15 protein-coding genes are annotated in these 22,184 nt (G+C 36.1%); 4 read left to right on the plus strand and 11 right to left on the minus strand.

Going from position 1 to position 22,184, the window contains the following annotated elements:
* Positions 1-213: 213 nt before the first annotated feature.
* From OM074_RS18860 to OM074_RS18890, 7 genes are all read right to left on the minus strand, one after another.
* Positions 214-741 carry a hypothetical protein gene (locus tag OM074_RS18860; RefSeq protein ID WP_301202147.1) on the minus strand — a complete coding sequence of 176 codons (528 nt, stop codon included), beginning with the start codon at positions 739-741 and terminating at the stop codon, positions 214-216.
* Complete coding sequence (locus OM074_RS18865) at positions 716-4,240, minus strand: DEAD/DEAH box helicase (RefSeq protein WP_301202148.1); 3,525 nt, start codon at positions 4,238-4,240, stop codon at positions 716-718. Before OM074_RS18865 ends, OM074_RS18860 begins: the two co-directional genes overlap by 26 nt.
* 319 nt (positions 4,241-4,559) lie before the next feature.
* Entirely contained in the window at positions 4,560-5,327 is a 768-nt protein-coding gene (locus tag OM074_RS18870; RefSeq protein ID WP_301202149.1) for a hypothetical protein, read from the minus strand.
* Positions 5,328-6,344: 1,017 nt separating this feature from the next.
* Positions 6,345-7,178: a CvfB family protein gene (locus tag OM074_RS18875; protein WP_301202150.1), complete on the minus strand. Its 834-nt coding sequence runs from the start codon at positions 7,176-7,178 to the stop codon at positions 6,345-6,347.
* A 935-nt stretch (positions 7,179-8,113) separates the two neighbouring features.
* Positions 8,114-8,770, minus strand: coding sequence for a phospholipase D-like domain-containing protein (locus OM074_RS18880; protein WP_301202151.1), 657 nt, complete (start codon positions 8,768-8,770; stop codon positions 8,114-8,116).
* 660 nt (positions 8,771-9,430) lie between these two features.
* On the minus strand, positions 9,431-10,285 hold the full coding sequence (locus tag OM074_RS18885; protein ID WP_301202168.1) for an HAD-IIA family hydrolase: 855 nt from the start codon (positions 10,283-10,285) through the stop codon (positions 9,431-9,433).
* Positions 10,286-10,291: 6 nt separating this feature from the next.
* Complete coding sequence (locus OM074_RS18890) at positions 10,292-11,083, minus strand: META domain-containing protein (protein ID WP_301202152.1); 792 nt, start codon at positions 11,081-11,083, stop codon at positions 10,292-10,294.
* A gap of 241 nt (positions 11,084-11,324) precedes the next feature.
* On the opposite strand from OM074_RS18890, the gene OM074_RS18895 reads away from it, so the two are divergent.
* Positions 11,325-12,134, plus strand: a complete 810-nt coding sequence (locus tag OM074_RS18895; protein ID WP_301202153.1) for an SDR family oxidoreductase — start codon at positions 11,325-11,327, stop codon at positions 12,132-12,134.
* Between the two features lie 64 nt (positions 12,135-12,198).
* On the opposite strand, the gene OM074_RS18900 is transcribed toward OM074_RS18895, so the two are convergent.
* Positions 12,199-12,837, minus strand: coding sequence for a LysE family translocator (locus OM074_RS18900; protein ID WP_301202154.1), 639 nt, complete (start codon positions 12,835-12,837; stop codon positions 12,199-12,201).
* A 392-nt stretch (positions 12,838-13,229) separates the two neighbouring features.
* On the opposite strand from OM074_RS18900, the gene OM074_RS18905 reads away from it, so the two are divergent.
* Positions 13,230-15,491, plus strand: a complete 2,262-nt coding sequence (locus tag OM074_RS18905) for an inorganic phosphate transporter (RefSeq protein ID WP_301202155.1) — start codon at positions 13,230-13,232, stop codon at positions 15,489-15,491.
* Positions 15,492-15,588: 97 nt separating this feature from the next.
* On the opposite strand, the gene OM074_RS18910 is transcribed toward OM074_RS18905, so the two are convergent.
* The 3 genes from OM074_RS18910 to OM074_RS18920 all read right to left on the minus strand — a co-directional run bounded on the left by OM074_RS18910 (position 15,589) and on the right by OM074_RS18920 (position 17,489).
* On the minus strand, positions 15,589-16,305 hold the full coding sequence (locus tag OM074_RS18910; RefSeq protein ID WP_301202156.1) for a LytR/AlgR family response regulator transcription factor: 717 nt from the start codon (positions 16,303-16,305) through the stop codon (positions 15,589-15,591).
* 132 nt (positions 16,306-16,437) lie between these two features.
* Positions 16,438-17,118: a TrmH family RNA methyltransferase gene (locus OM074_RS18915; protein WP_301202158.1), complete on the minus strand. Its 681-nt coding sequence runs from the start codon at positions 17,116-17,118 to the stop codon at positions 16,438-16,440.
* A 98-nt stretch (positions 17,119-17,216) separates the two neighbouring features.
* Positions 17,217-17,489 carry an HU family DNA-binding protein gene (locus OM074_RS18920; RefSeq protein ID WP_301202160.1) on the minus strand — a complete coding sequence of 91 codons (273 nt, stop codon included), beginning with the start codon at positions 17,487-17,489 and terminating at the stop codon, positions 17,217-17,219.
* A gap of 388 nt (positions 17,490-17,877) precedes the next feature.
* Between OM074_RS18920 and OM074_RS18925 the strand changes: the two genes are divergently transcribed.
* Entirely contained in the window at positions 17,878-19,092 is a 1,215-nt protein-coding gene (locus tag OM074_RS18925) for a metallophosphoesterase family protein (protein WP_301202161.1), read from the plus strand.
* Positions 19,093-19,103: 11 nt separating this feature from the next.
* On the plus strand, positions 19,104-22,172 hold the full coding sequence (locus OM074_RS18930; RefSeq protein WP_301202162.1) for an AAA family ATPase: 3,069 nt from the start codon (positions 19,104-19,106) through the stop codon (positions 22,170-22,172).
* Positions 22,173-22,184 lie beyond the last annotated feature (12 nt).

Here is a 22,184-nt window from a genome sequence, read left to right on the forward strand (position 1 = left end):
CATACGTAAAGGTTTCTGGGATAATGTTTAGTTCAACAAACCCTCCAATGTGTAGGGTATGCAAGCAACCCTACATTAGAGGCTAAGTGTTGTGCGTTCGTACTTTATTCATTTAGTCTCTGTCTTTGGGGTTGGCAAGGCATACTCTTTTGCAATTTTTGGTCTGAGCTTTGGCTTGTGCGAATTGCAAATGTGTATGACTTTGAGCGTTGGCTATTTTAAATATAATCCAATCGCTAATCCAATTCCAATTCCTAATATTATAAATGCCAACACTTTAATTGTTGACAATTGTTTATTCTGTAAACTAAACTGTTCCTTAATCTTAGATTCCATATTATTGAAGTTCAAAGTCAAGGCATTTTCAAATGAGCGTTGAATTTGAGTTCCTTCATTTCGAATTTCAACTTGAATGTCTGATTTATGCTTATCAAGTCTGCTTACTAATGAACTATCCAGCTCTTTTTGAAAGTTTTTATTGTCTTGATATAGTTCCTGAATTTTTTGTAATAACTCCGATTCAATTCTTGTTAACTGTTCGTGAGATTTCTCAAGACTCGATTTAATCTCAGTCGCAATCGAATTAAAACCATCATTATTTTTCTTTAGCAAGTCAAGGTTAGCTGAAATATCACCTTTTAGTTTACCTATTTCTGAATAAACTTTATTGAACTCTTTCAAATCATTCGATTGTGTTTCAAGTTCTTTTATAGCGTTATCCAATTTTTCTAAATCCGCCATATATTTTTTTATTTATAATTTCTAATCTTTTCGTTGCCAATTCAACCAAAGCTGTCATTGAATAAGAATCTCCTAAAGCTTTGGAAATAAGCATCAGATAATCCTGAGTATTAAAGAATTTGTAAAGCGATTCAGCTAATAAACTTTTGTTTTTATTAGATAATTCTACTCCAACTTTGAGTATGTTTTTTAATATGATATCTATTATATCTTGTTCAAAACCTGTAATTTGTTTTAGTGAGCTTTCAAGCCTATCTCTACCATCTGCATTTTCATAATCATCAAGTAATAAACGCAACAAGCCACTAATTAAATCCAAACCAGTATTGTACATATAACTTTCCAAGAACCTACTAAGATTATCTCGCAAACTTTCCTGTTGACGCTTAGTTATAAATTTATCAGTAACTATATTATTGTCAATTTGATAAAAAACTTCAAACCAGCGTTCAAAATCTTTTCCATTTTCAGCAATATGTTGCAATACATAACTTGATTGTGAAAACTTAAAATAATTTTCTAATCGTGTTTTAAATTCTTGGCTTGAAATATGACCACCCGCAAAATCACAGCAATTTTCATAAATATTTTTCAATGACTGACGGCGGTTGTATGCAAAATTGTCGTATGACCACTGTAATAATATAAGTACCAACTTATCAAATTCGGTATAAGTCTCAGGTGCATTTAATATTTTTCTATACACGGAATACTTATCATCAGTGCTTATTACCTCAAATGAAAATTCATTGTCATATTTTTTAATCGTATTTAGTAAGGATTGTTTTATGCTACTGGCGTTATAATTACAAAAATCAACTTCAAAAACTCCACCGCCAAAAAAATTGCTAATCGTCCAGTCCTCTAAAATACCAAGTTGACTTAACCGATAAATAGCTTTTTCTGTCCTTGCCTTATTATAACCTATTGCCTGACCTTCAACGTGAACATTTTTAACATTAGGACTTGCGTAAGTTGAGAAAAGCTTTTTAATTATTTCAAATTCATCCTTAATTACATCAAGACCAAGCGAGAAGAGAAAGAGATTTGTATTTATATCGCCATTTAGTTTTCTTGTTAAAGTATGAATTTGGGATAGAGTTGTGCTACGCTCCCAAACTTGTGATAAAGCATCTTCATTTTCTGATTTTGAAAGCAATACATAACATTTTGCTTTTTCAGAAACAAATTTGCTCTTATCACGACCGGCACGACCAGCTTCTTGATATAAAGATTCCATTGAACCAGGAATGCCATAATGAAATGTGTAATGAATATTTCCTTTATTTACACCCATACCAAAGGCTTTCGTTGCAGTTAGCAATGAAAATTCATTTCGTTTAAATTCGTTTTGAACCTGCTTTTTATATTCATCGAATTTAGTTTCGGGCATTATTGGTTGTCCGTCAATTTTAGGAACCGAACCAGAATAATATTTTATAACCTTTCCAAAATGTTCACTTAATTTTTGAGATAAAGGATAGCACCCTTTATTTCCATTCACAGTTGGTGTAAATATTATCCCACATTTTGTGTCTTTGCCATTCTCCACCAATGCATCAATTGTCTCATGTAGTGTTTCAAGTTCCTCGTTGATTGACTTGACTTTATCATTTTTGTCATCAATTACAATAAATTCTAATTCTTTTCTGGTATAATCTACAGGAGTCTTTACATTTTCTTGTTTAATGCCAAACTCAATTTGAATATCCTTTAACACGTTTATTGATGCAGTTGCAGTTAATCCTAAAAAGTTAAATTCAGAACTATGCCTCTGAATTGTATTTGACAAATTTAAATATGATGTTCTAAAGTCATGTCCCCATTCAGAAAGACAGTGGACTTCATCAATTACCGCATATGCAATATTAAATTCTTCATTTACAGAGCTGAAATATTGGCGAAAAGTTTTTAATTGAAATCTTTCGGGGGAAATGAAAATAAAGAAATACCTGCCTTGACCAAATTCTTTTTGTGTTTTCTCTTTATCCTCTCCATCATCATCACTTGTAATATGGTTTATTCGAGTAAAAAAGGCAGAATCTAAGTCTGCTTTTTGGTCAAACATTAGTGATTTAATAGGACAAACAACGAAACTAATAGCTGGTTGAAGTATCGCAGAAAGCTGATAACAAACTGATTTTCCACTACCAGTCGGTAAAAGACCTATTGTATCATTTCTTGAAAGTGCGTTTGCAATGATTGGAATTTGACCTTCACGAAATTTCAATCCTTCAAAGTTTAGACTTGGGTCATTCTGTAGGAAAACATTCCATAAAAGAAATAACAATGGCTTTTCATCGGTATCCTTTCCTCCAAGCTTTAAACTGTACTTGACTGGAGACGTCGAACATATTTTAAAATAATCATAAGGCTCAAATGAACTAAAGACTAATTTTCCGACTGCATCACCTTTTTTGAAGTACAAGTATTCATCAAAATAATCGGTTCTGACAAAAATTATTTCTGATTTGGTTTGAAATTCATCAGTATACCGTTTCAGAATACTAAAATCAACTTTTAATGTATCAGCATTTTTAGAAAATGAGTCAACGGTATTAACTTTTTCAACTGAAACATTAGGTCTTTTAAATTTGATTTTATGGAGTTTCAAAATGTTTTCAAACCATAAGAATAAATCATCTATTGCGATTTGAGCAAAATCTTGTACGTCTCTCTCCAATAGCTCAAATTTCCATTTTTTCTCAAAATTTAGATAGCCAAATTCAAGTAGTTCAAGAATTAACAACTGAAATCGAATTATTGCAGTTGCTTTATAATTACCACTGTCTAAATTCAAGCCGTTTTGAAAAGCTGTTTTATAATCCGATAATGAAATAAATGTTTTCTCTTTCTCTTTTCTATTTTGTTGCTTTGATTTAACCTTGTCAATACGGGTTTTGATTGCGTTAATTGCGTTAAGGAAAACTTGATTTTCTGCTTCAAGGTCTGAAGTTGCAATTCTTATTGTTTCTATCCCATATTTAGCTGTATGATTATCTCTGATTTTATCTTTCTTTGCGTCAAACTTGTGCTGTGAGCCATCAATTTCAATAATCAGATACGCTTGTGGTAAATAAAAATCTACTTGTTCATTTGCAAAGTCGTCTACTTCTACTTTGGTAATTTCATTTATTGGAACTTCTGGAATAATCAATCGCTGAATATATTCGTAGTCAGGAAGATATTTAGTAATTAATTCCTCATAAAACTTTTTGGCAGGAAAATAGTTTCCTTTTACATCACCTCGGATTACTCTCTCCCAAATAGTTTTTTCTTTATCAATCAGCGGATAAGCGGTTTCAAAGTCACTTTCTCTATGTAATTCACCTAAACTATCTTGCAGAAAACTTGAAAGTAATGTTGGCTTTCCTCTTTGGAGAATATTTTTCAGAATACAGATAGCTGGCAAATATTCATTGTCAATTCGTTGTCCTTTAAGATTCTGAATCACAAAGTTATGATTGCTATATGTGTAGTTTGCTGTAAACTTTTTCATTTTAATATTCTTCTATCGAGCGTTGGCAAAAATTAGGCTCTTTTGGTTTTACAAGGTTTGGCATGTGTGTCGGCAAAACCAAATGTGCCTAATGTGCGGTGGCTCTTCTTGTATGACGCACAACGTTCAGGCTATGAAGCGTAAGTGATATTAACCAACCACCACTTCCAGATTTCACAAAGCCAAAGCGCTGTATTTGACTTTATCTTTTCTTTCCTAAAGCCAAATCAGCGATTTGGCGCTGCTCGCCGAAGCTACGAACCAACCAAAATTAGTTGACTCACTTATGCTTTATTAGCCATTGTTGGCGTTTCGTTATTTATTCAGAATAAGATTTCGTGAAATTCCTGATTGTATTTAGCTGCTCTTCAATGTCCTCCTCTTCATATTCATCAATTTCAACACCTTGAGGTATGAATATAGAGTTTAGTTTACCTATAATATAAGAATAGCATTCTGCATATTCTTTTCCAAAATAACACTTAACTTCATTAATTGGATATTTAGTAATTTCTTCACCAAAAATTTCTGTAATTGAAGAGCTTGAATTATTTTCTATATTTCTATAATCAAAATGCAGGCTTTCTATTGAATATGTTAACCTTTCAATTTCCGACGATTTAAGATTGACATTTAATGAGTTATTCAAAAAATCTAATAGAATTTCTTCACCATCAAAATCAAAAAGCTCAATTTCATAATATTCAACTAAGTGTTTAAGAATAATGCTTAAGATTATATAATATGAAGTTTCGGAATTCCTAGTAAGGTTAGGTTTGAAGTTATTTAATGAAATGTCAAACTCACTAGTTGCATTCAGAATAATTTCTTTAATAAATGCAAGCTTGTAACTTATTTCACGACCATTATATTCAATAGCAAAATCAGCGTTATTTGAATAAAGTGGTTGACCATCTATTTCAATATCAAAAAAGCTGAAGTTATCTTGCTTTCCGCAAAATTGACATGATTCACCACTGTAATTAAAATATTCAGATAGCAAATTGGCCATTTGGTTGTTTGAAATTAATTTACCATCCTCATCATATAATTCACTACTATCCGTCCATAAAGTATATGATTTCATCGTCGGTGCATTATGGCACCAATTACATCCATAGTTATATGTTACATTATTCATATTTTGATTTTTTTATTGTTTTGATATTGTAAACTTTAGTGCGAAATACTAGAATGAACGCCAACATCTCCCTAAACACATTGGCTTTATATATATTATATAACAGGTCAATAACCCTTGTAACTAATTGATTTAACGAACATATATATGTTTTGTATATATTTGGTTATTAAAATTTCAGTTAAAAAGGGATGCTTGTTTTTTAATACAAGCTACTCCATAGTTGCTCTCTGTATTTATGGCGTTATTGAATATTGCAATAGTTAAATTGCACCACTCGTTTTTATGCTTAACAAATGTAATAAATGATTTTAAATTACACTGCTTTAAACTATAAAGTATCCAACATTTCTAAACCCGGTATTTTACAACTAGTTCATACATATTTTAAAACGTATATCACAATTATTTGGTACAGAATATCAATCAGCAATGACCAATTATCAATGAACAATGATCCTTGTCCCTGATCATTGTTCATTGTTTGTTGTTCATTGTTCATAACTATTCAATAAGGGAAGTCTCCTAATTGCCGTCCTAATGTCGTCTGTGCTCGTTCGGTTCTCGTTCGGTTCTCGTTCGGTTCTCGTTCGGTTCTAATATAATTAAAATCGAACGAAATATGAATAAGTACCAAATTATTGCTATCTTAAATAGGAAGTTAACTGCACCACAATAGGAATCAATCCCGATGTAGGGATATTTTCAAGCGGTTATTAAGTCTAAATTTTAACATTATTGGAATAGCAAAAAAGGGAATCTTCAATATGGATAAAAAAACTCAATTTTATCCCAACCCGCACAAAGAGAGAGGCTTTTCCTGCAGGGCATAGCCGTCAGGCTAAGAACGTATAATGCCTATTGTAGAAACATAAGCTCAATACATGTTGCACCAAAAAAGCCCGGGTCTCATCAATATCGAATCCCAGGCTTTCCATATACACCCATCTGTGTTTCTTAGTCTTATTTTATCAGCCTTATCCCATCCGGATCTATTGAAATAATCCTCTGCTTATAAAGGGATCCAATGGCTTTTTTAAAATTCTTTTTACTAATACCAAACTGGCCTGTTATTTCTTCGGCCGGACTTTTATCCGTAACCGGTAAAAAGCCATTATTCTTTTTCAGCTTGTCTAAAACCGAAGATGCAATATCATCAACCTTACCGTATCCGGCCTTTTCAAGCATCAAATCAATTTTGTCATCCTCACGCACCTTTTTAATATAACCTTTTACCCGGTCGCCCCTGCGCAGTTTTTTAAATACCTCATTGGCATAAATCATTCCGGAGTGGGTATTATTGATGATGGCCTTATAGCCCAATTCGGACTGGTTATAGATGAGCAGATCCACTTCCTGGCCTTCCTCATACTCAGGGGGCAGGTTATCTAAATATTTTTCAACCTTTGAAGAGGCTGCAATCCTGCGGCTTTCATCGTCAAGATACACATATACCACGTAGCTCCGCCCCTTTTCAATATCTACTTTTTGCTCCCTGAAAGGCACCAGTAAATCTTTAGGCAGGCCCCAATCCATAAAAGCACCTACTTTGCCAACTTCAACAGCTTTTAAATAAGCAAACTCCCCTACTATGGCTTCGGGCATTTCAGTTGTGGCAATCAACCTGTCTTCTGAATCGAGGTATATAAATACTTCCAGCTCATCATCAACGGTACAGTTTATTGGAACATACCTTCGTGGCAGGAGTATTTCGCCAAGTTCACCCCCATCGAGATACAAACCAAACTCCAGATCTTTTACTACTTTTAAATTATTGTATTTGCCTATTTGTGCCATTGCTTTTGTTTTATGCTGCAAAGATAAGTTTTTTAACAGGAATAAAAATAGTGGTTTTTGTTGTGATAGTTTTAGGGCGGAGGGCGGAGGGCGGAGGGCGAAGGGCTGAGGGCGGAGGGCAGAGGGCAGAGGGTTGAGAGCGGAGAGCAGCCTTCTCCTACGAAAACCAATCTTCCTCTTTGCCCTGAGGCAAGGGGGAAGTACCATGCTGCAAGCATGGGGATGGGGGCATTTAAAGAATAACTCATTGCACGTGTACTCATAAGCTATAAGTTAAAATATATTATAGGGGGAAGTGCTAATAAGCACCAAGCTATCCGTATGGATTCGATCTTAATTGCAGGGCGCTTATAAAGATCGGATCCGGGAAATGTTGCTCCCGTGCAAAGATGCTGTAGTAGCAAGCAATCAAGCTAAAGCGAAGCGTCCTAAAGGCGTAGCCGTCCTATTGGCTAATGGCTATTGTCCATTGACCAATGACCTGAATCTTACGGATTCGATCTTAATTGCAGGGCGCTTATAAAGATCGGATCCGGAGAAATGTTGCTCCCGTGCAAAAAATGCTGCAGTAGCGAACAATAAAGCTAAAGCACAGCGTCCTAAAGGCGCAGCCGTCCTATTGGCTAATAGCTAAATTATACGGATTCGATCTTAATTGCAAGGTGCTTATAAAGATCGGATCCGGGAAAATGCTGTTCCTTAGCAAAATGTGTATTAGTAGCAAGCAATCAGGCTAAAGCGCAGCGTCCTAAAGGCGTAGCCGTCCTATTGGCTAATAGCTAAATTATATGGATTCGATCTTAATTGCAAGGTGCTTATAAAGATCGTATCCGGAGAAATGTTGCTCCTGAGAAAAAATGCTGCAGTAGCGAACAATCAAGCTAAAGCGAAGCGTCCTAAAGGCGTAGCCGTCCTATCAGCTAATAGCTATTTTCCTAAAGCACAAACATCTCTTTCCATAACCTGGTAAACTCTTCAGCAAATTGCTTAACAATGGCATGGTTCGTAGTCACCAACAGGTTTTCCTGGTTATGGCGCTGGGCAGTGTAAGTCCAGTTAAAACTGCCAGTAAAAGCAATGCGGTTATCAATTACACCAAACTTATTGTGCATATGGTATTTCGAATGGTCTATTTTAATATCAATGCCTTTGCTCCGCATCCCTTGAATTTCGGAACCCCGGTCAAAAATCTTTTGGTCATCGGTAATAATCTCCACCTCCAGTCCCCGGTTATGGCATTCCATAATAGCCTTACCCAACCTATGATCGGTAATTGAAAAAACGCAAAGTTTAACGCTTTCTCGCGCTCCATGAAGCAAATCCAGCAGGGCATCACCAATTTCGGTACCGGGACTAAAAAGAACCTTATGAATTCGGAAAGCATGTTTATCAATCAGACCAAAACATTGCTTCAACCATTTTATGGCTTCCTCCTTATTGTCAAAAACCATCGAATCGCTAAGCAGACTATCCCTCAACTGCTTCCTGTCATGATGGTCCAGTTCCGACAAGCGGAATAAAATATCCACATCTTTAATCTCAGTTACACCAGAACCAGGCAACTGCCTGAAATAATTTAAGATTTCTTTCATAATTAAAATTTAGTACATAGATAACAGTATCAAGTAGCAATAGGGCGGAGGGCAAAGAGCGGAGGGCTGTAGTAACAAGCAATCAAGCTAAAGCAAAGCGCCCTAAAGGCGCAGCCGTGCTATCAGCTAATGGCTATTAACTATTACCCTTCTATACGGATTAGATCTTAATTGCAAGGTGTATATAAAGATCGGATCCGGAGAAATATTGCTCACGTGCAAAGATGCTGCAGTAGCGAACAATCAAGCTAAAGCGAAGCGTCCTAAAGGCGCAGCCGTGCTATCAGCTAATAGTTATTAACTATTACCCTGATCCATACGGATTCGATCTTAATTGCAAGGTACTTATAAAGATCGGATCCGGAAAATACTGCTCCCGTGCAAAGATGCTGCAGTAGCGAACAATCAAGCTAAAGCGAAGCGTCCTAAAGGCGTAGCCGTCCTATCTGCTAATAGCTATTAACTATTACCCTGATCCATACGGATTCGATCTTAATTGCAAGGTGCTTATAAAGATCGGATCCGGATCCGGATCTAGGAAATGCTGTTCCTGAGCAAAAGGTGTTTTGGTAGCAAACAATCAAGCTAAAGCGAAGCGTCCTAAAGGCGCAGCCGTCCTATCAGCTAATGGCTATTGACTATCAATTCTCACCTCTCCCTTTATTCACCATCCACAACCGACCTGCAAATATACGTTGGTTCAATACCTTTTTCTTTAATCAAATAATCAGCCTGTTTTTCCACCGTACTCCCCGAGAGCACTAAAACCGTATCAATGCCAAAATTATTGCCCCCTATTATATCAGTATCCAAGGTATCACCCACCATCAACACATCACGTTTCGACACTTTCCTTTTATTATTGGCCACTTTAAAAGCATACTCAAAAACACTAACATCCGGTTTCCCAAAATGGAAAAACTCATTGTTACAAACCGCCTCAAACATATTGGCAACACTACCAACAGCCACGGCCACTTCTCCATCGCTTACCGGATAAATCTTATCCGGATTAGGCACCACTACAGGAGCTCCGGTTCCACGGATCACATTTAAAGCCTTATTAATTCCGGGATGAAACTCATATCCACCATCATCAAAGAGCATCACACATTTAATATCCGTATAATCATCCGGGGTAATATTTTCCATACGCTTGGGGACTAAATCCGCACATTTTATAAAATACTCCGAAGTTGTACGACCCAAATACGCAACCGTAGAACCCGGATGAATATTTTCCTTCAGGAACCCCACGCTCATCATAGCCGAAGAAACCAGGTTTTCGGCCTGGATCAGATCGATACCGGCCTGATGATAGTTCTGCGCAAGCAACTCAGGCGAGCGCGAAGCATCGTTGGTAATAATATAAAAATCAATGCCCTCATCTTTTAAAAACTCAAGCATCTCTTTAACCCCTTCAATCATTCCATTGTGTTTTTTCAATACCCCATAGGCATCAAAAAAAACTACTTTATACTGTTTTACTACTTCTTTAAAAACCTGTATCTCCATCAAACCCTACTCTTCTTTTTTAAAAATTAATTTATCGTTTATGCCTTCAAGCACTAACATTTCGTCCACAAAACTATATTTAAATTCGTTACCCGAAAGGGCTTTTGAAAATTCCTTTTCAATATTAGCATGCAAACATGCCATTTTGGTACTCACCAAACGGTCAAAACACACCACTTCTTTTCCAAAAAACACCCGCCCCCCAAACTTATTGCAACCTAAAAAGCCATTCACCCGGTTATTTTCCAGATGAATTTCCATATACGGCACTGACTGCCGGCCATCCTCTTGTACTAACTTTCCGTTTATCTTGTGCAACTGCCATTTATCATGCATGGCAATGGGGCAATAATAAACACCCGAACCCTCATACTCCTTAATATCTTTCCCTTTGGTGCAAACAACATGTACTTTGATTGGCTTTTCTGCCATAAATGGATTTTGAATGGTTTCAGCAGCTATATAAATGCTCCTCCTTCCATCCTTGATTTTATAAACTACAGAATCTCTGTTTGCTGACTGCAGAACCGACTCTGCATTAACCACCACCTGATTTGCCAGCAATTCCGAATAAAAAGTCAGGTTGTTCTCAAAATCAACTTCCAACCGCCATTCAGGATCACACCCGCTGGCACAAAAATCCACACCTTTCATTTGCATCTCAAATAAATTGCTTGCAACCATACTTTGACGCCTGACATCCTGCTTCCTGCTATCAGTCAACATACTCCGGCACGAACCCAACAAAAGGGCTACAACCAACAGCACCATATAAATTCTCATAACAATTCTATACATAAACAATGGATACATTAAACACTTTACTAGTAAATCTTCTTCAGTATAAACACCCTCGCTACCTCACGTTACACCTTGTGGTTTTCATTATTATTATAAATCAACCACATGAGGTAGCATAACGTATTGTGGACAAATATACAATCCATAGCAAAAATATCTAAAACTGTTAATTAAATTAATCACCAACCTACCTGTTTTCAACATATTTAATATTTTTGTCCCAAATCAAATAGTTATCATGCAAAATAAAGTTGTAATCATAACAGGTGCATCATCCGGAATTGGATTGGCACTTGCCAAAGAGTTTGCCCAAAGAGGTTCTAAATTAGTTTTAGCAGCACGTTCGGCTGAAAAACTGAAAGATCTGGAAACCGAGTTCAATAACAAGGGCACCGAAACCATTTGCGTTGCTACTGATGTAAGCAAAGAAGCCGAATGCAAAAACCTGATTGACAAGGCCATTGCGAAATTTAACCGTATTGATATACTTATTAATAATGCCGGCATCTCTATGCGTGCCCTATTTAAAGATGTTGACCTGGATGTATTAAAACAACTGATGGATGTAAATTTTTGGGGCACCGTATACTGCACCAAATATGCCCTTCCGCATTTGCTTAAATCAAAAGGATCGGTAACAGGAATTTCTTCCATTGCCGGGTTTATTGGTTTACCTGCACGCACGGGCTATTCTGCCAGTAAATATGCCATGCACGGCTTTTTGGAAACCCTTAGGGTTGAAAATCTGAAGACAGGGCTCCACGTTCTTATCGCCGCTCCGGGATTTACTGCATCAAACATCCGGAACACTGCATTATCAAATGACGGATCAGCCCAGGGAGAATCTCCACGTAACGAAGACAAGATGATGAGTGCTGAAGAAGTAGCACAACACGTGGCCAACGCTATCAAAAAACGTAAACCAACACTTATTTTAACTTTTGTAGAAGGAAAGCTAACTGTTTGGCTAAAAAAATGGGCTCCCCGTTTGTTAGAAAAACTAACGTACAGCCACATGGCTAAAGAACCGAACTCGCCTTTACAATGAACAGTTATCAATTAACAATGATCAATGATTGCAAATTGTTCATTGATCATTGGTGATTGTTTTTTTATTCCATCGGGTTGTCAATTAAAAAGAACACAAAGGCAATAACAACGAGCACAACAATGGCAGCCCCTGCAATTTTATTAAGCCACCACAGTCGCCTTAAATTAATTTTAGACCTGAAAAGGTTTACAATAGAAGTAAGAATAAACCACCACAACGAAGCGCCCCCCATAACACCTGCAATAAGCAAAAAGTGCTTTATATAGTTATCGCCAGACTTTACAACGCCAAACGAAGCAAAAAATGCAAGAAACAAGAATATTGCCAACGGGTTAGAAATGGTAATCAAAAAAGTAGAGAAAAAATCCTGAAGCAAAGTCCCCTTACCTCTCTTTTGTTTGCGCAATTGTTTGGCAGGATTACTATAAAAAATCCGCACCCCTAACAATATCAATATACCAGCTCCAAAAATTTGAATATACAACAACTGTTTTTCAATAAAACTAACTATGAAAGACAAGCTAAAACCGGCTATAACAGCATATATGGTATCGCTAAAAGCAGCACCCAGCCCAGAGAAAAATCCGGCCATACGACCTTTATTCAGGGTTCGCTGAATACACAAAACCCCGATCGGCCCCAAAGGGACAGAAGCCGAAAAACCTATTATTAAACCGTCTACTATATATTTTAATATCATTATAAACTATATCAAATCAAATGCAAAACGCATTAATTAATACTGGAACATACAACAAGTTACAAATATTAATTCCTTAATGCACGGCAAAAATAGTCGATTATTAAAAACATGAAAATTATAGATACAGAATTATTAACTTTTAACAACTTATTAAACTTATCCCCTCATATAAAATACTCAACCAAACACAATTGGCAAACACAAGATTATTAAAGAAAGTGCCAAAAAATGCCACATAATTTAAATATTCACTTAATAATTTATTATTTTAATGCGCATTTGTATGCGATTTAACATTGAGTTAACATTTTGTTAATATTATATAAACTATAGAACACGAACAACTATATATGTTTGCCGAGCATTTTTATTTTCAAATTAATCTATAAATGGAAAATATTTATTTAATTCTGGTAGTTGTGCTATTTGCATTGGCTATATCAGACTTAGTCGTTGGCGTTAGTAACGATGCCGTAAATTTCTTGAACTCCGCACTCGGAGCAAAGGCTGCACCTTTTAAGCTGATTATGATTATTGCTGCAGCCGGAATTTTTGTAGGAGCCACCTTTTCGAGTGGCATGATGGAGGTAGCCCGTAAAGGGATTTTCAACCCTCAGTACTTCTACTTTTCAGAAATAATGATCATATTTCTGGCTGTAATGCTAACAGACGTACTCCTGCTGGATTTGTTCAATACCTTTGGGATGCCTACCTCTACCACGGTATCTATTGTATTTGAGCTATTGGGAGCTGCCATTGCAATTTCTATCTTAAAAGTATCCAACAACCCAGATATGGCACTTAGCGAGTATATCAATACCGCAAAAGCACTTGCCATTATATCCGGAATTTTATTATCCGTAATCGTTGCTTTTTCGGCAGGGGCTATTATTCAATACCTTACCCGCCTTATTTTCTCTTTCAATTACGACAAAAGAGTTAAATACCTGGGAGCAATCTGGGGCGGTATTGCCATTTCAGCCATCACCTATTTCATCCTGGTAAAAGGAGCAAAAGGAGCTTCTTTTATGAACAGCGAAACTAAGGCATGGATTAAGGACAATGCTTTCCAGATCATTATATACGGTTTTGCATTTTGGACAGTTCTTTTACAATTATGCAAATGGATATTTAAGTTTGATATTTTAAAATTCACCGTTTTAGTTGGAACCTTTGCTTTGGCAATGGCATTTGCCGGAAACGACCTGGTTAACTTTATTGGTGTACCGTTAGCAGGATTTGAATCTTTTAAAGTTTTCAGTTCAACAGCCGGGGCAACACCCGACGGACTTTTAATGGAATCGATGGCTGGTAAAGTAAAAACTGACACTTACCTGCTTGTAATTGCCGGGATCATCATGATTATTACCCTTTGGACATCCAAAAAGGCCAAAAACGTAGTCAAAACATCTCTTGACCTTTCTAGGCAACAAGAAGGGGAAGAAAGGTTTGGTTCATCATTTTTTGCCCGTTCACTGGTAAGAACATCTATTAACATGTCAAATGCTGTAAACAACATACTACCCACTAAAATGCGCAGTATCATTGCAAAACAGTTTGACGATAGCATATATGAGGTGAAAAGATTGGAATTGGGAGATGAAGCTCCGGCATTTGATATGCTTAGGGCATCAGTTAACCTTGTTGTTGCAAGTATCCTGATTTCGTTAGCCACTTCATACAAACTACCTCTTTCAACAACCTATGTAACCTTTATGGTGGCCATGGGTAGTTCATTAACAGATGGTGCCTGGGGAAGAGAAAGTGCTGTTTATCGTGTAACCGGAGTACTATCTGTAATTGGTGGATGGTTCTTTACTGCATTTTCAGCCTTTACAGTAGCATTTGTTATTGCTATGATCATTTCTACCACCACAATCTATTCTATCTTTATTTTAATCCCAATAGCAGCTTACTTTATGTACCGCACTCATGTAATCAACCATAAGCGCAGTGCTCAGGAAGTAGAAGTAAAAGAGTTGGATATTGAAGAAATTGAAGGCGAAATCAATTCTAAGAAGGTATTTGACAAATGCACCAACAATGTAACCAAATCTTTAAGCGAGATTTCCGGGTTATTTACTGCTGCTATTAGTGATTTTCATGCTGAAAACCGCAAAGGATTAAAAGAAAACGTTAAATCGGCAGCACAGGTCAACAAAAGAATTAAGAAATACAAGAACAACATATACAAGACAGTCAAAAAGCTTCAGGACAGTGAGATTGACTCCAGCTTATATTACGTTCAGGTTATTGATTACTTGCGCGAAACAGCACATGCACTAACCTTTATTGTAAATCCATGTTTTGATCACCTTGACAACAACCATAAAATTTTTAGTGCTGAGCAATTTAAAGATCTAAGCATCTTAACGCTTCACGTACCAAAAATTATAAGCAAGGCCAATAACGCTATCAACAATTCACAATTTGATAAGCTGGATGAGCTATTAAATGAAATTGGTGCAGAAACAGAAAACCTTAAATCGTTAAGAAAGGCACAGTTAAAAAGGATTAAGAAAGAAAAATCGAGCACTCAGAGCAGTATGTTATATTTAAACCTGCTTCACGAAACTCAAAACTTAATTCTGCACATTGGCAACTTGCTAAAAGCGCAACGAGACTTTGTTCTGTACAATAACAACAACTAAAATATCAAAGGAGCTGTTAAATAAACAGCTCCTTTTACAATAAAAAAACCCCGTATGAAATAAGTATCATACGGGGTTTCTTATTTAGTATATCTCTTTATTTTGTAATCAGGTTGATGTCGTTCATCAGTTTATCCTTAAAAGATTTCCCTATTGGAATAATTTTAGAACCTTCAGAAGTATTAATGATTACAGAATTATCTTCTATCAATTTAATTTTTGCAATATTCACGATAAATGACCTGTGCACCCTAACAAAGCTTTTCCCCGGCATTTTATCCGTTATCGACTTCATTGTAAAGTGAATGGTATATTTATCTTTAAATGTGTTTAAAACCACATAGTTTTCAAGAGCCTCAATCCATAAAATATCATCGTATTTTACCCTTACCAACGATGAGTTATTTTTAACAAAAATCTCATCACTATTGGATCTGGCCAATTCATCCCGTTTTTCACGTTGTTCCTTAACCTTATTAATTGCTTTCAGGAATCGTGTATAATTTACTGGTTTCAACAAATAATCAGTAACATTATATTCGTATGATTCCAAGGCATATTTTTCCTGAGATGAATATATAATAACCTGTGGCAGGACATTTATCGATTTAAGAAAATCAAGCCCTGACATTTCCGGCATTTCAATATCCAAAAATATTAAATCTATCCCCTTTGAAGAATTCTTATTCAGGTCATTTATTGCTGAAATAGCACTATCATAGGTACCAATTAAATCTAGCTCCTCTGTTTTCTCAACAAATTCGGCTATAATTTTGGTGGAGAACTTATCATCATCAATTATAATACAATCCATGCTACCCTTGTTTTTTTTCAAAAATAAAAAAATTTAGCTTAAAGCATACGCTTTTTACCCAACATTAAGGTAATGAAATTACAAAAAACACATTTAATCAACAAAACAAATGTGTTTATCTACCAAAATACACTATTGGTCACTAATTCTTCGTTTAAAAAATTCCTTTTCAATAAGTGGGGCACTTTTAACAGTTGCCCTTAACCAGTTTAGTTTTATCTCGGCTTTGTCTTCATCGGTAAGTTGCCAATTTACATTAGCAGTACGTATTTGGTGTGCCAAATGTTGCAACACGAGAGCTGCCGAAACCGAAATATTAAAACTCTCTGTAAATCCATACATAGGTATTCTCAAAAACTCATCCGCCTCTTCCTTCACTATATCTGAAATACCGGTTAATTCTGTACCAAAAACAACCGCAGTTTTACCTTTACTTATGTCAAAGTCATACAACTCTACATCATTGGTATGGGGACTGGTTGCCACTATCCTGTATCCCTGTGCTTTCAACTGCTGCAGGGCCTCCCTGGTATTATTATCCTGACTACTGTATCTGTGCATATTCAACCACTTTGATGATCCCAGAGCAACATCAGGGTTTACACTATATTTATTCCTGTTTTCTATTATATGAACATCCTGAACACCAAAACAATCACACGATCTTAATACTGCACTGGCATTGTGTGGTTGGTATATATCTTCTAAAACAACTGTCAGGTATTTCGTCCTGTCAAGCAACACCTTATCAAACAATTCATTTCGGTTTTCTGTAATATGCTCAGCTAAATATTTTATCAATTCCTCATTCATGTACAATCTACCTTTTCCTTCAAGTATCCAATACGTTACCTATAAAAAAAAAGAGAGTACTCTAAGCACTCTCTTTGTATTTTTTCCCGAACAGAGAATTAGTTTATAGCATCACCTAATTCGCTTCCAGCTTTAAACTTAACAACTTTTTTAGCTGCGATTTGGATTTCTTTACCTGTTTGAGGGTTTCTTCCTGTTCTTGCGCTTCTTTCAGAAACTGAGAAAGAACCAAAACCGATTAAAGAAATACGATCACCACCTTTAAGTGCTTCGCTGGTTACATTAATAAATGAATCTAACGCTTTCTTTGCGTCTGCTTTTGTTAAACCAGAATCTCCGGCGATAGCATCAATTAATTGAGCTTTGTTCATGATAACTGATATTTTTTTAGGGTTAACAACTAAGTTCACCAAAATTTGCTCTACAAATATAGACTATTCCTAATATTTACCAAATCCACAGGCCACTAAAATCACTTTTTTTTAAGCCCTTTAAGTCAGCACGTTCCACAAAAACACCTTATTCATCATGAAAAACCCTACAAAAACCCCGATTCTAAAGGGGTTTCATCAAAATACAACAGAAACACCTATTTTAACACACAACAAGGCATTTTCTCCCAAACCCATATAGATATTGACCTACAGCCCTCCTGCAGACACCTTCATCTTGTTTAAAACTTTATTCTTAGGCATCCATTAATTTATCCTATTTTTGGAAACCGAATAATTTAAGAAATTGCTTAGCTAAATATCACCAATGAAAATACTCCATACTGCAGATTGGCACATAGGTAAGAAACTAGAGAACTTTTCAAGAATTGAAGAACAAAGGGCTATTCTTGAAGAAATTATTCATATCAGCGAAAAAGAAAATATAGATGCGGTTATTATATCCGGCGACTTGTTCGACACTTTTTCACCAGCTACAGAGGCTATTGAACTATTTTACCGCTCGTTAAAAAAACTAACCAACAACGGAAAAAGGCCTGTTATTGCAATTGCCGGGAACCACGATTCACCAGACAGGATTGAAACAGCTGATCCGCTTGCCAGGGAATGTGGCATATTGTTTATTGGATACCCCAATACTCATTTTGAGCCTTTTGAATTGGAAAGCGGCCTAAAAGTAACACAGTCGGAACCTGGCTTTATAGAGCTTTCAATCCCCACAACAGAACACCCTTTAAGAATTATTACAACACCATATGCCAACGAGCACCGCATTAAGGCACTCCTGGATAGTGAAGACAAAGAGGCTGAACTGAGAAATGTTCTTCAGCAAAAATGGGAACAATTATCTCATGCCCACTGCAATGATCAAGGGGTAAATATTTTGGCCACACATCTGTTCGTTATAAAAAAAGGGAACAACATACCAGAAGAACCTGACGACGAGAAGCCAATTTTACACGTTGGAGGAGCCCAGGCTATTTTTACGGAAGACTTTCCTCCCCATATTCAATATGCTGCTCTTGGGCATTTGCACCGAAAACAAATAGTGGAGTCCACACCCTATCCTATTGTATATTCCGGCAGCCCTATTTCCTATTCCTTTGCAGAGGCAAATCAGGAAAAACATGTAGCCATTGCTGAGTTATACCCCAACCAAAAAGCGGTTTTAACCTTCACAACACTCAATGCAGGAAAAAAACTATTGCGCTTTAAGGCCAGGGACATGCAAGAGGCAGAAGAAATTTTAAAAAGCAACCAGGAGGCATTGATTGAGCTTACCGTAGAAACCGACAATTACATGACCGCCAAAGACCGCCGGCATTTAAACAGCATACATCCGGGCATTATCACATTAATACCGCAGGTAAAAAACTTCCAGTCGGCACAGGATGGCTCAAAAAAATCTGTCGACATCAATAAAAATATGAACAATCTGTTTATCGATTACTTTAATACCTCCATTGGCATGGACCCGAATGTTGAGATATTAGATTTATTTAACGAGATCCTTTCAGAATAGCACTTTATAATATGATACCCATTAAACTTATAATAGAAGGCATCTTTTCATATCAGAAAAGACAAACCATAGATTTCAAAAAACTTAGCGACAATCATTTGTTTGGAATTTTTGGCACTGTAGGAAGTGGGAAAAGCTCTATATTGGATGCCATTACTTATGCATTATATGGTAAAACAGACCGGTTCGACAAAAAGGGGGACAATTCAAACTACAACTTAATGAACCTGAAGTCGGACCAGTTATTTATTGAATTTGATTTTGTAACTGGCACAAACCTTGATCACTACAAGGTAATAGTCCAGGGTAAAAGAAACAGTAAAAATTTTGAGGAAGTAAGAACCATATCACGTACTGCCTACAAAAAAATAAACGAAGAATTTGTTCCCATTGACAAAAATGAACTGGAGGAAACCATTGGTCTGAGCTACAATAACTTTAAACGAACTATTATCATCCCTCAGGGCAAATTTCAGGAATTTATCCAACTGCCCAATACCGACAGGACAAGGATGATGAAGGAATTGTTCCAGCTTGACAAATACGAACTGTACAGTAAAGCCAAAAAGGTTGAAGATAAAAACAATGAGATCATTCAAACCATTAAAGGAAATCTGGAACAAATAGGCGATATTTCAGAAAACCAGTTTAAAGAAATACAAACCCGCAAAACTGAGATTGAAAACACATTAACCAGCCTTAATAGCAAACACAAAACCCTTTTAGATATAGTAAAAGAGTTTGACAGGCTACAAGAGTTAACCATTAAACTTAAAGAATATGCTTCCAGGGAAGAACTGCTTAAAACAAAAAAGCAAGATATTGACCAGCTTGAAAAAAACATAAAGGAATATGAATACTGTGCCATCCATTTTAAAAGCATATGCGAGTCCATTACCAAGCACAATAATAAAATTACTGATTTAGAGAAAAGCATTAAAGAAAACACCGATAAGCTAAAGGAACACAATAATACACTTGAAATAAAAAGTATTGATTTCAACAAAACCAAAACAGAATACGATAAACTCAATGATTACCACAAAGAACTGGATGACATCCGTAAATTATCAGATATAGCCATACTAAAAGAAAAAATAGCTAAAGAAACTTCAAGACTTAAAAAAGGCGAGCAGGAAGTAGAAAAAGTTACCGGTCAGCTTGCCCAATCCGAGCTAAAGGAAACCACTGTTGCAGAAAAAATAAAATCCTTCAGGGATTCCCTTCCCAACATTGAAGAATTAAGCAAAGCACAACAATGGCATCTGGAAAATGATACTTATAGCAAAAACACCAATGAAATTACTGCAGAGATAAAAAAGCTCTCAGATAGTACAGAAATGGTTTATTCCAATCTGGATTCCATTCATTCAACAATCAACCACGGCAATTTAGAAAAGAAAGCTTACGACAACTGGCCCGATCAGATAAAAGCACAAATAAACATTGAAGAACAAAAGCTTTCGGGACTAAACGTGCAATTGGAGAAATGGATAATTCATGCAGGACTAAAAAACTTTGCCCAAAACCTTGAAGATGGAACACCTTGTCCTCTCTGTGGATCAGAGCACCACCCTGCCCCATTCAACAATGATGAGCTCACTTTAAAAGTTGACCAATTAAGAAAAGAAAAAGCTCAAAAAGAAAATGAAATAAAGAACTTAAATAAACAACACCAACAGGTAAGTAATTTACTACTTACCCTAACACCTATCAAAACACAAATCAGTACCTTACAACACAAATACAGCAACTTAGTTGAACAACAAAAGCAACATCAAAAAAATATTGTACTAAAATATAAAGACCAAAGTCTGGTTAAGGAAACCATATCCACAGCCAACCAAAATGAAAAGCTTATAAAAAATCTGGAAAACGAACACGCTGCCATAAAAACCAGCCATAGCAACCTGCAAAAAAACAAAGAACGCTTTCAGGCTGAACTGCTTAAAATTCAGAAAGAAGTTGAATCGCACGACACATCAATTAAGTTATTGAATCAACAAATTTCAGAGAAATTTGCAACCAAATATGCGCCTTACACTAACCAGCAGCTAAGCGAGGAGCATACAAAAATTGAAGCCCATATAAACAACACCCAAAAGCAATATACTGCACTCCAAAAAGACATTGAAGAGATAAGAAAAAAGGTGGATCAGCAAGAGGGAAACCTAAATGCCAATCAAACGTTTTTAAAAAACGAACAAAATGACCTTATTAATCAAAAACAACTATTGGAGGTCAAAATAAAGGAATCATCATTTTCGGATGCCAGCACTATAAAACAAATCCTTTTGCAAAATATCGATATTGATGGAGTCAAAAAGACCATTTCTGATTTTAATAAAGAAAATGAACTGGTAGCCAATAAGGTTTCTGAACTACAGGAACAATTAAAAAACAAAACCTATAGACAAGAAGACCATATTGCACATCAGGAATCCCTTAAAACCATAGTTAGTGAAATCAATGCATTCAATATAAAACTAGGAGAAAGCAAAGTTTTACTTGATGATTTAAGAAATAAGCTGAACATCAAAAAAGAACTTGACAAAAAGCTATCGGCCTTAACCCTGAGGGCCGACAATATAAAAACAATAAAAAAACTGTTTTACGGAAGTGGATTCGTTAACTATGTTTCGTCGGTATATCTCCAAAACCTTTGTTCCGCAGCCAATGAACGTTTTTTTAAGATGACACGACAAAAACTCAGTCTCGAATTGAGTGAGGACAACAATTTCATTGTAAGGGATTTTTTAAACGGAGGGAAACTACGAAGTGCAAAAACCCTATCGGGAGGGCAAACATTTCAGGCCGCTTTAGCATTGGCTTTAGCCCTTGCTGATAATGTTCAGAGCATCACTCAAACAGAACAAAACTTCTTCTTTTTAGACGAGGGCTTTGGCTCCCTTGACAAAGAATCGTTAGATGTTGTTTTCAGCACCTTAAAAAGCCTTAGAAAAGAAAACCGGATTGTAGGTATAATCTCTCATGTGGAAGAATTACAGCAAGAGATTCCGTTATATCTACAGGTAACTCAAGATGAAGAAGAAGGTAGCTTCATAAAAGAAAGCTTTTAAATCACATAGACA

The sequence above is a fragment of the Plebeiibacterium marinum genome (assembly GCF_026013615.1).
Lineage (GTDB): Bacteria > Bacteroidota > Bacteroidia > Bacteroidales > Marinilabiliaceae > Saccharicrinis > Saccharicrinis marinus_A.

Bases quoted from the DNA above. Each gene is read 5' to 3' on its own strand.
- OM074_RS18870 (WP_301202149.1), bottom strand. From the start codon at position 5,327: ATGAAATCATATACTTTATGGACGGATAGTAGTGAATTATATGATGAG.
- OM074_RS18910 (WP_301202156.1), bottom strand. From the start codon at position 16,305: ATGGATTGTATTATAATTGATGATGATAAGTTCTCCACCAAAATTATA.
- OM074_RS18880 (WP_301202151.1), bottom strand. From the start codon at position 8,770: ATGAAAGAAATCTTAAATTATTTCAGGCAGTTGCCTGGTTCTGGTGTA.
- OM074_RS18900 (WP_301202154.1), bottom strand. From the start codon at position 12,837: ATGATATTAAAATATATAGTAGACGGTTTAATAATAGGTTTTTCGGCT.
- OM074_RS18865 (WP_301202148.1), bottom strand. From the start codon at position 4,240: ATGAAAAAGTTTACAGCAAACTACACATATAGCAATCATAACTTTGTG.
- OM074_RS18930 (WP_301202162.1), top strand. From the start codon at position 19,104: ATGATACCCATTAAACTTATAATAGAAGGCATCTTTTCATATCAGAAA.
- OM074_RS18905 (WP_301202155.1), top strand. From the start codon at position 13,230: ATGGAAAATATTTATTTAATTCTGGTAGTTGTGCTATTTGCATTGGCT.
- OM074_RS18875 (WP_301202150.1), bottom strand. From the start codon at position 7,178: ATGGCACAAATAGGCAAATACAATAATTTAAAAGTAGTAAAAGATCTG.
- OM074_RS18860 (WP_301202147.1), bottom strand. From the start codon at position 741: ATGGCGGATTTAGAAAAATTGGATAACGCTATAAAAGAACTTGAAACA.
- OM074_RS18915 (WP_301202158.1), bottom strand. From the start codon at position 17,118: ATGAATGAGGAATTGATAAAATATTTAGCTGAGCATATTACAGAAAAC.
- OM074_RS18925 (WP_301202161.1), top strand. From the start codon at position 17,878: ATGAAAATACTCCATACTGCAGATTGGCACATAGGTAAGAAACTAGAG.
- OM074_RS18895 (WP_301202153.1), top strand. From the start codon at position 11,325: ATGCAAAATAAAGTTGTAATCATAACAGGTGCATCATCCGGAATTGGA.
- OM074_RS18885 (WP_301202168.1), bottom strand. From the start codon at position 10,285: ATGGAGATACAGGTTTTTAAAGAAGTAGTAAAACAGTATAAAGTAGTT.
- OM074_RS18920 (WP_301202160.1), bottom strand. From the start codon at position 17,489: ATGAACAAAGCTCAATTAATTGATGCTATCGCCGGAGATTCTGGTTTA.
- OM074_RS18890 (WP_301202152.1), bottom strand. From the start codon at position 11,083: ATGTATAGAATTGTTATGAGAATTTATATGGTGCTGTTGGTTGTAGCC.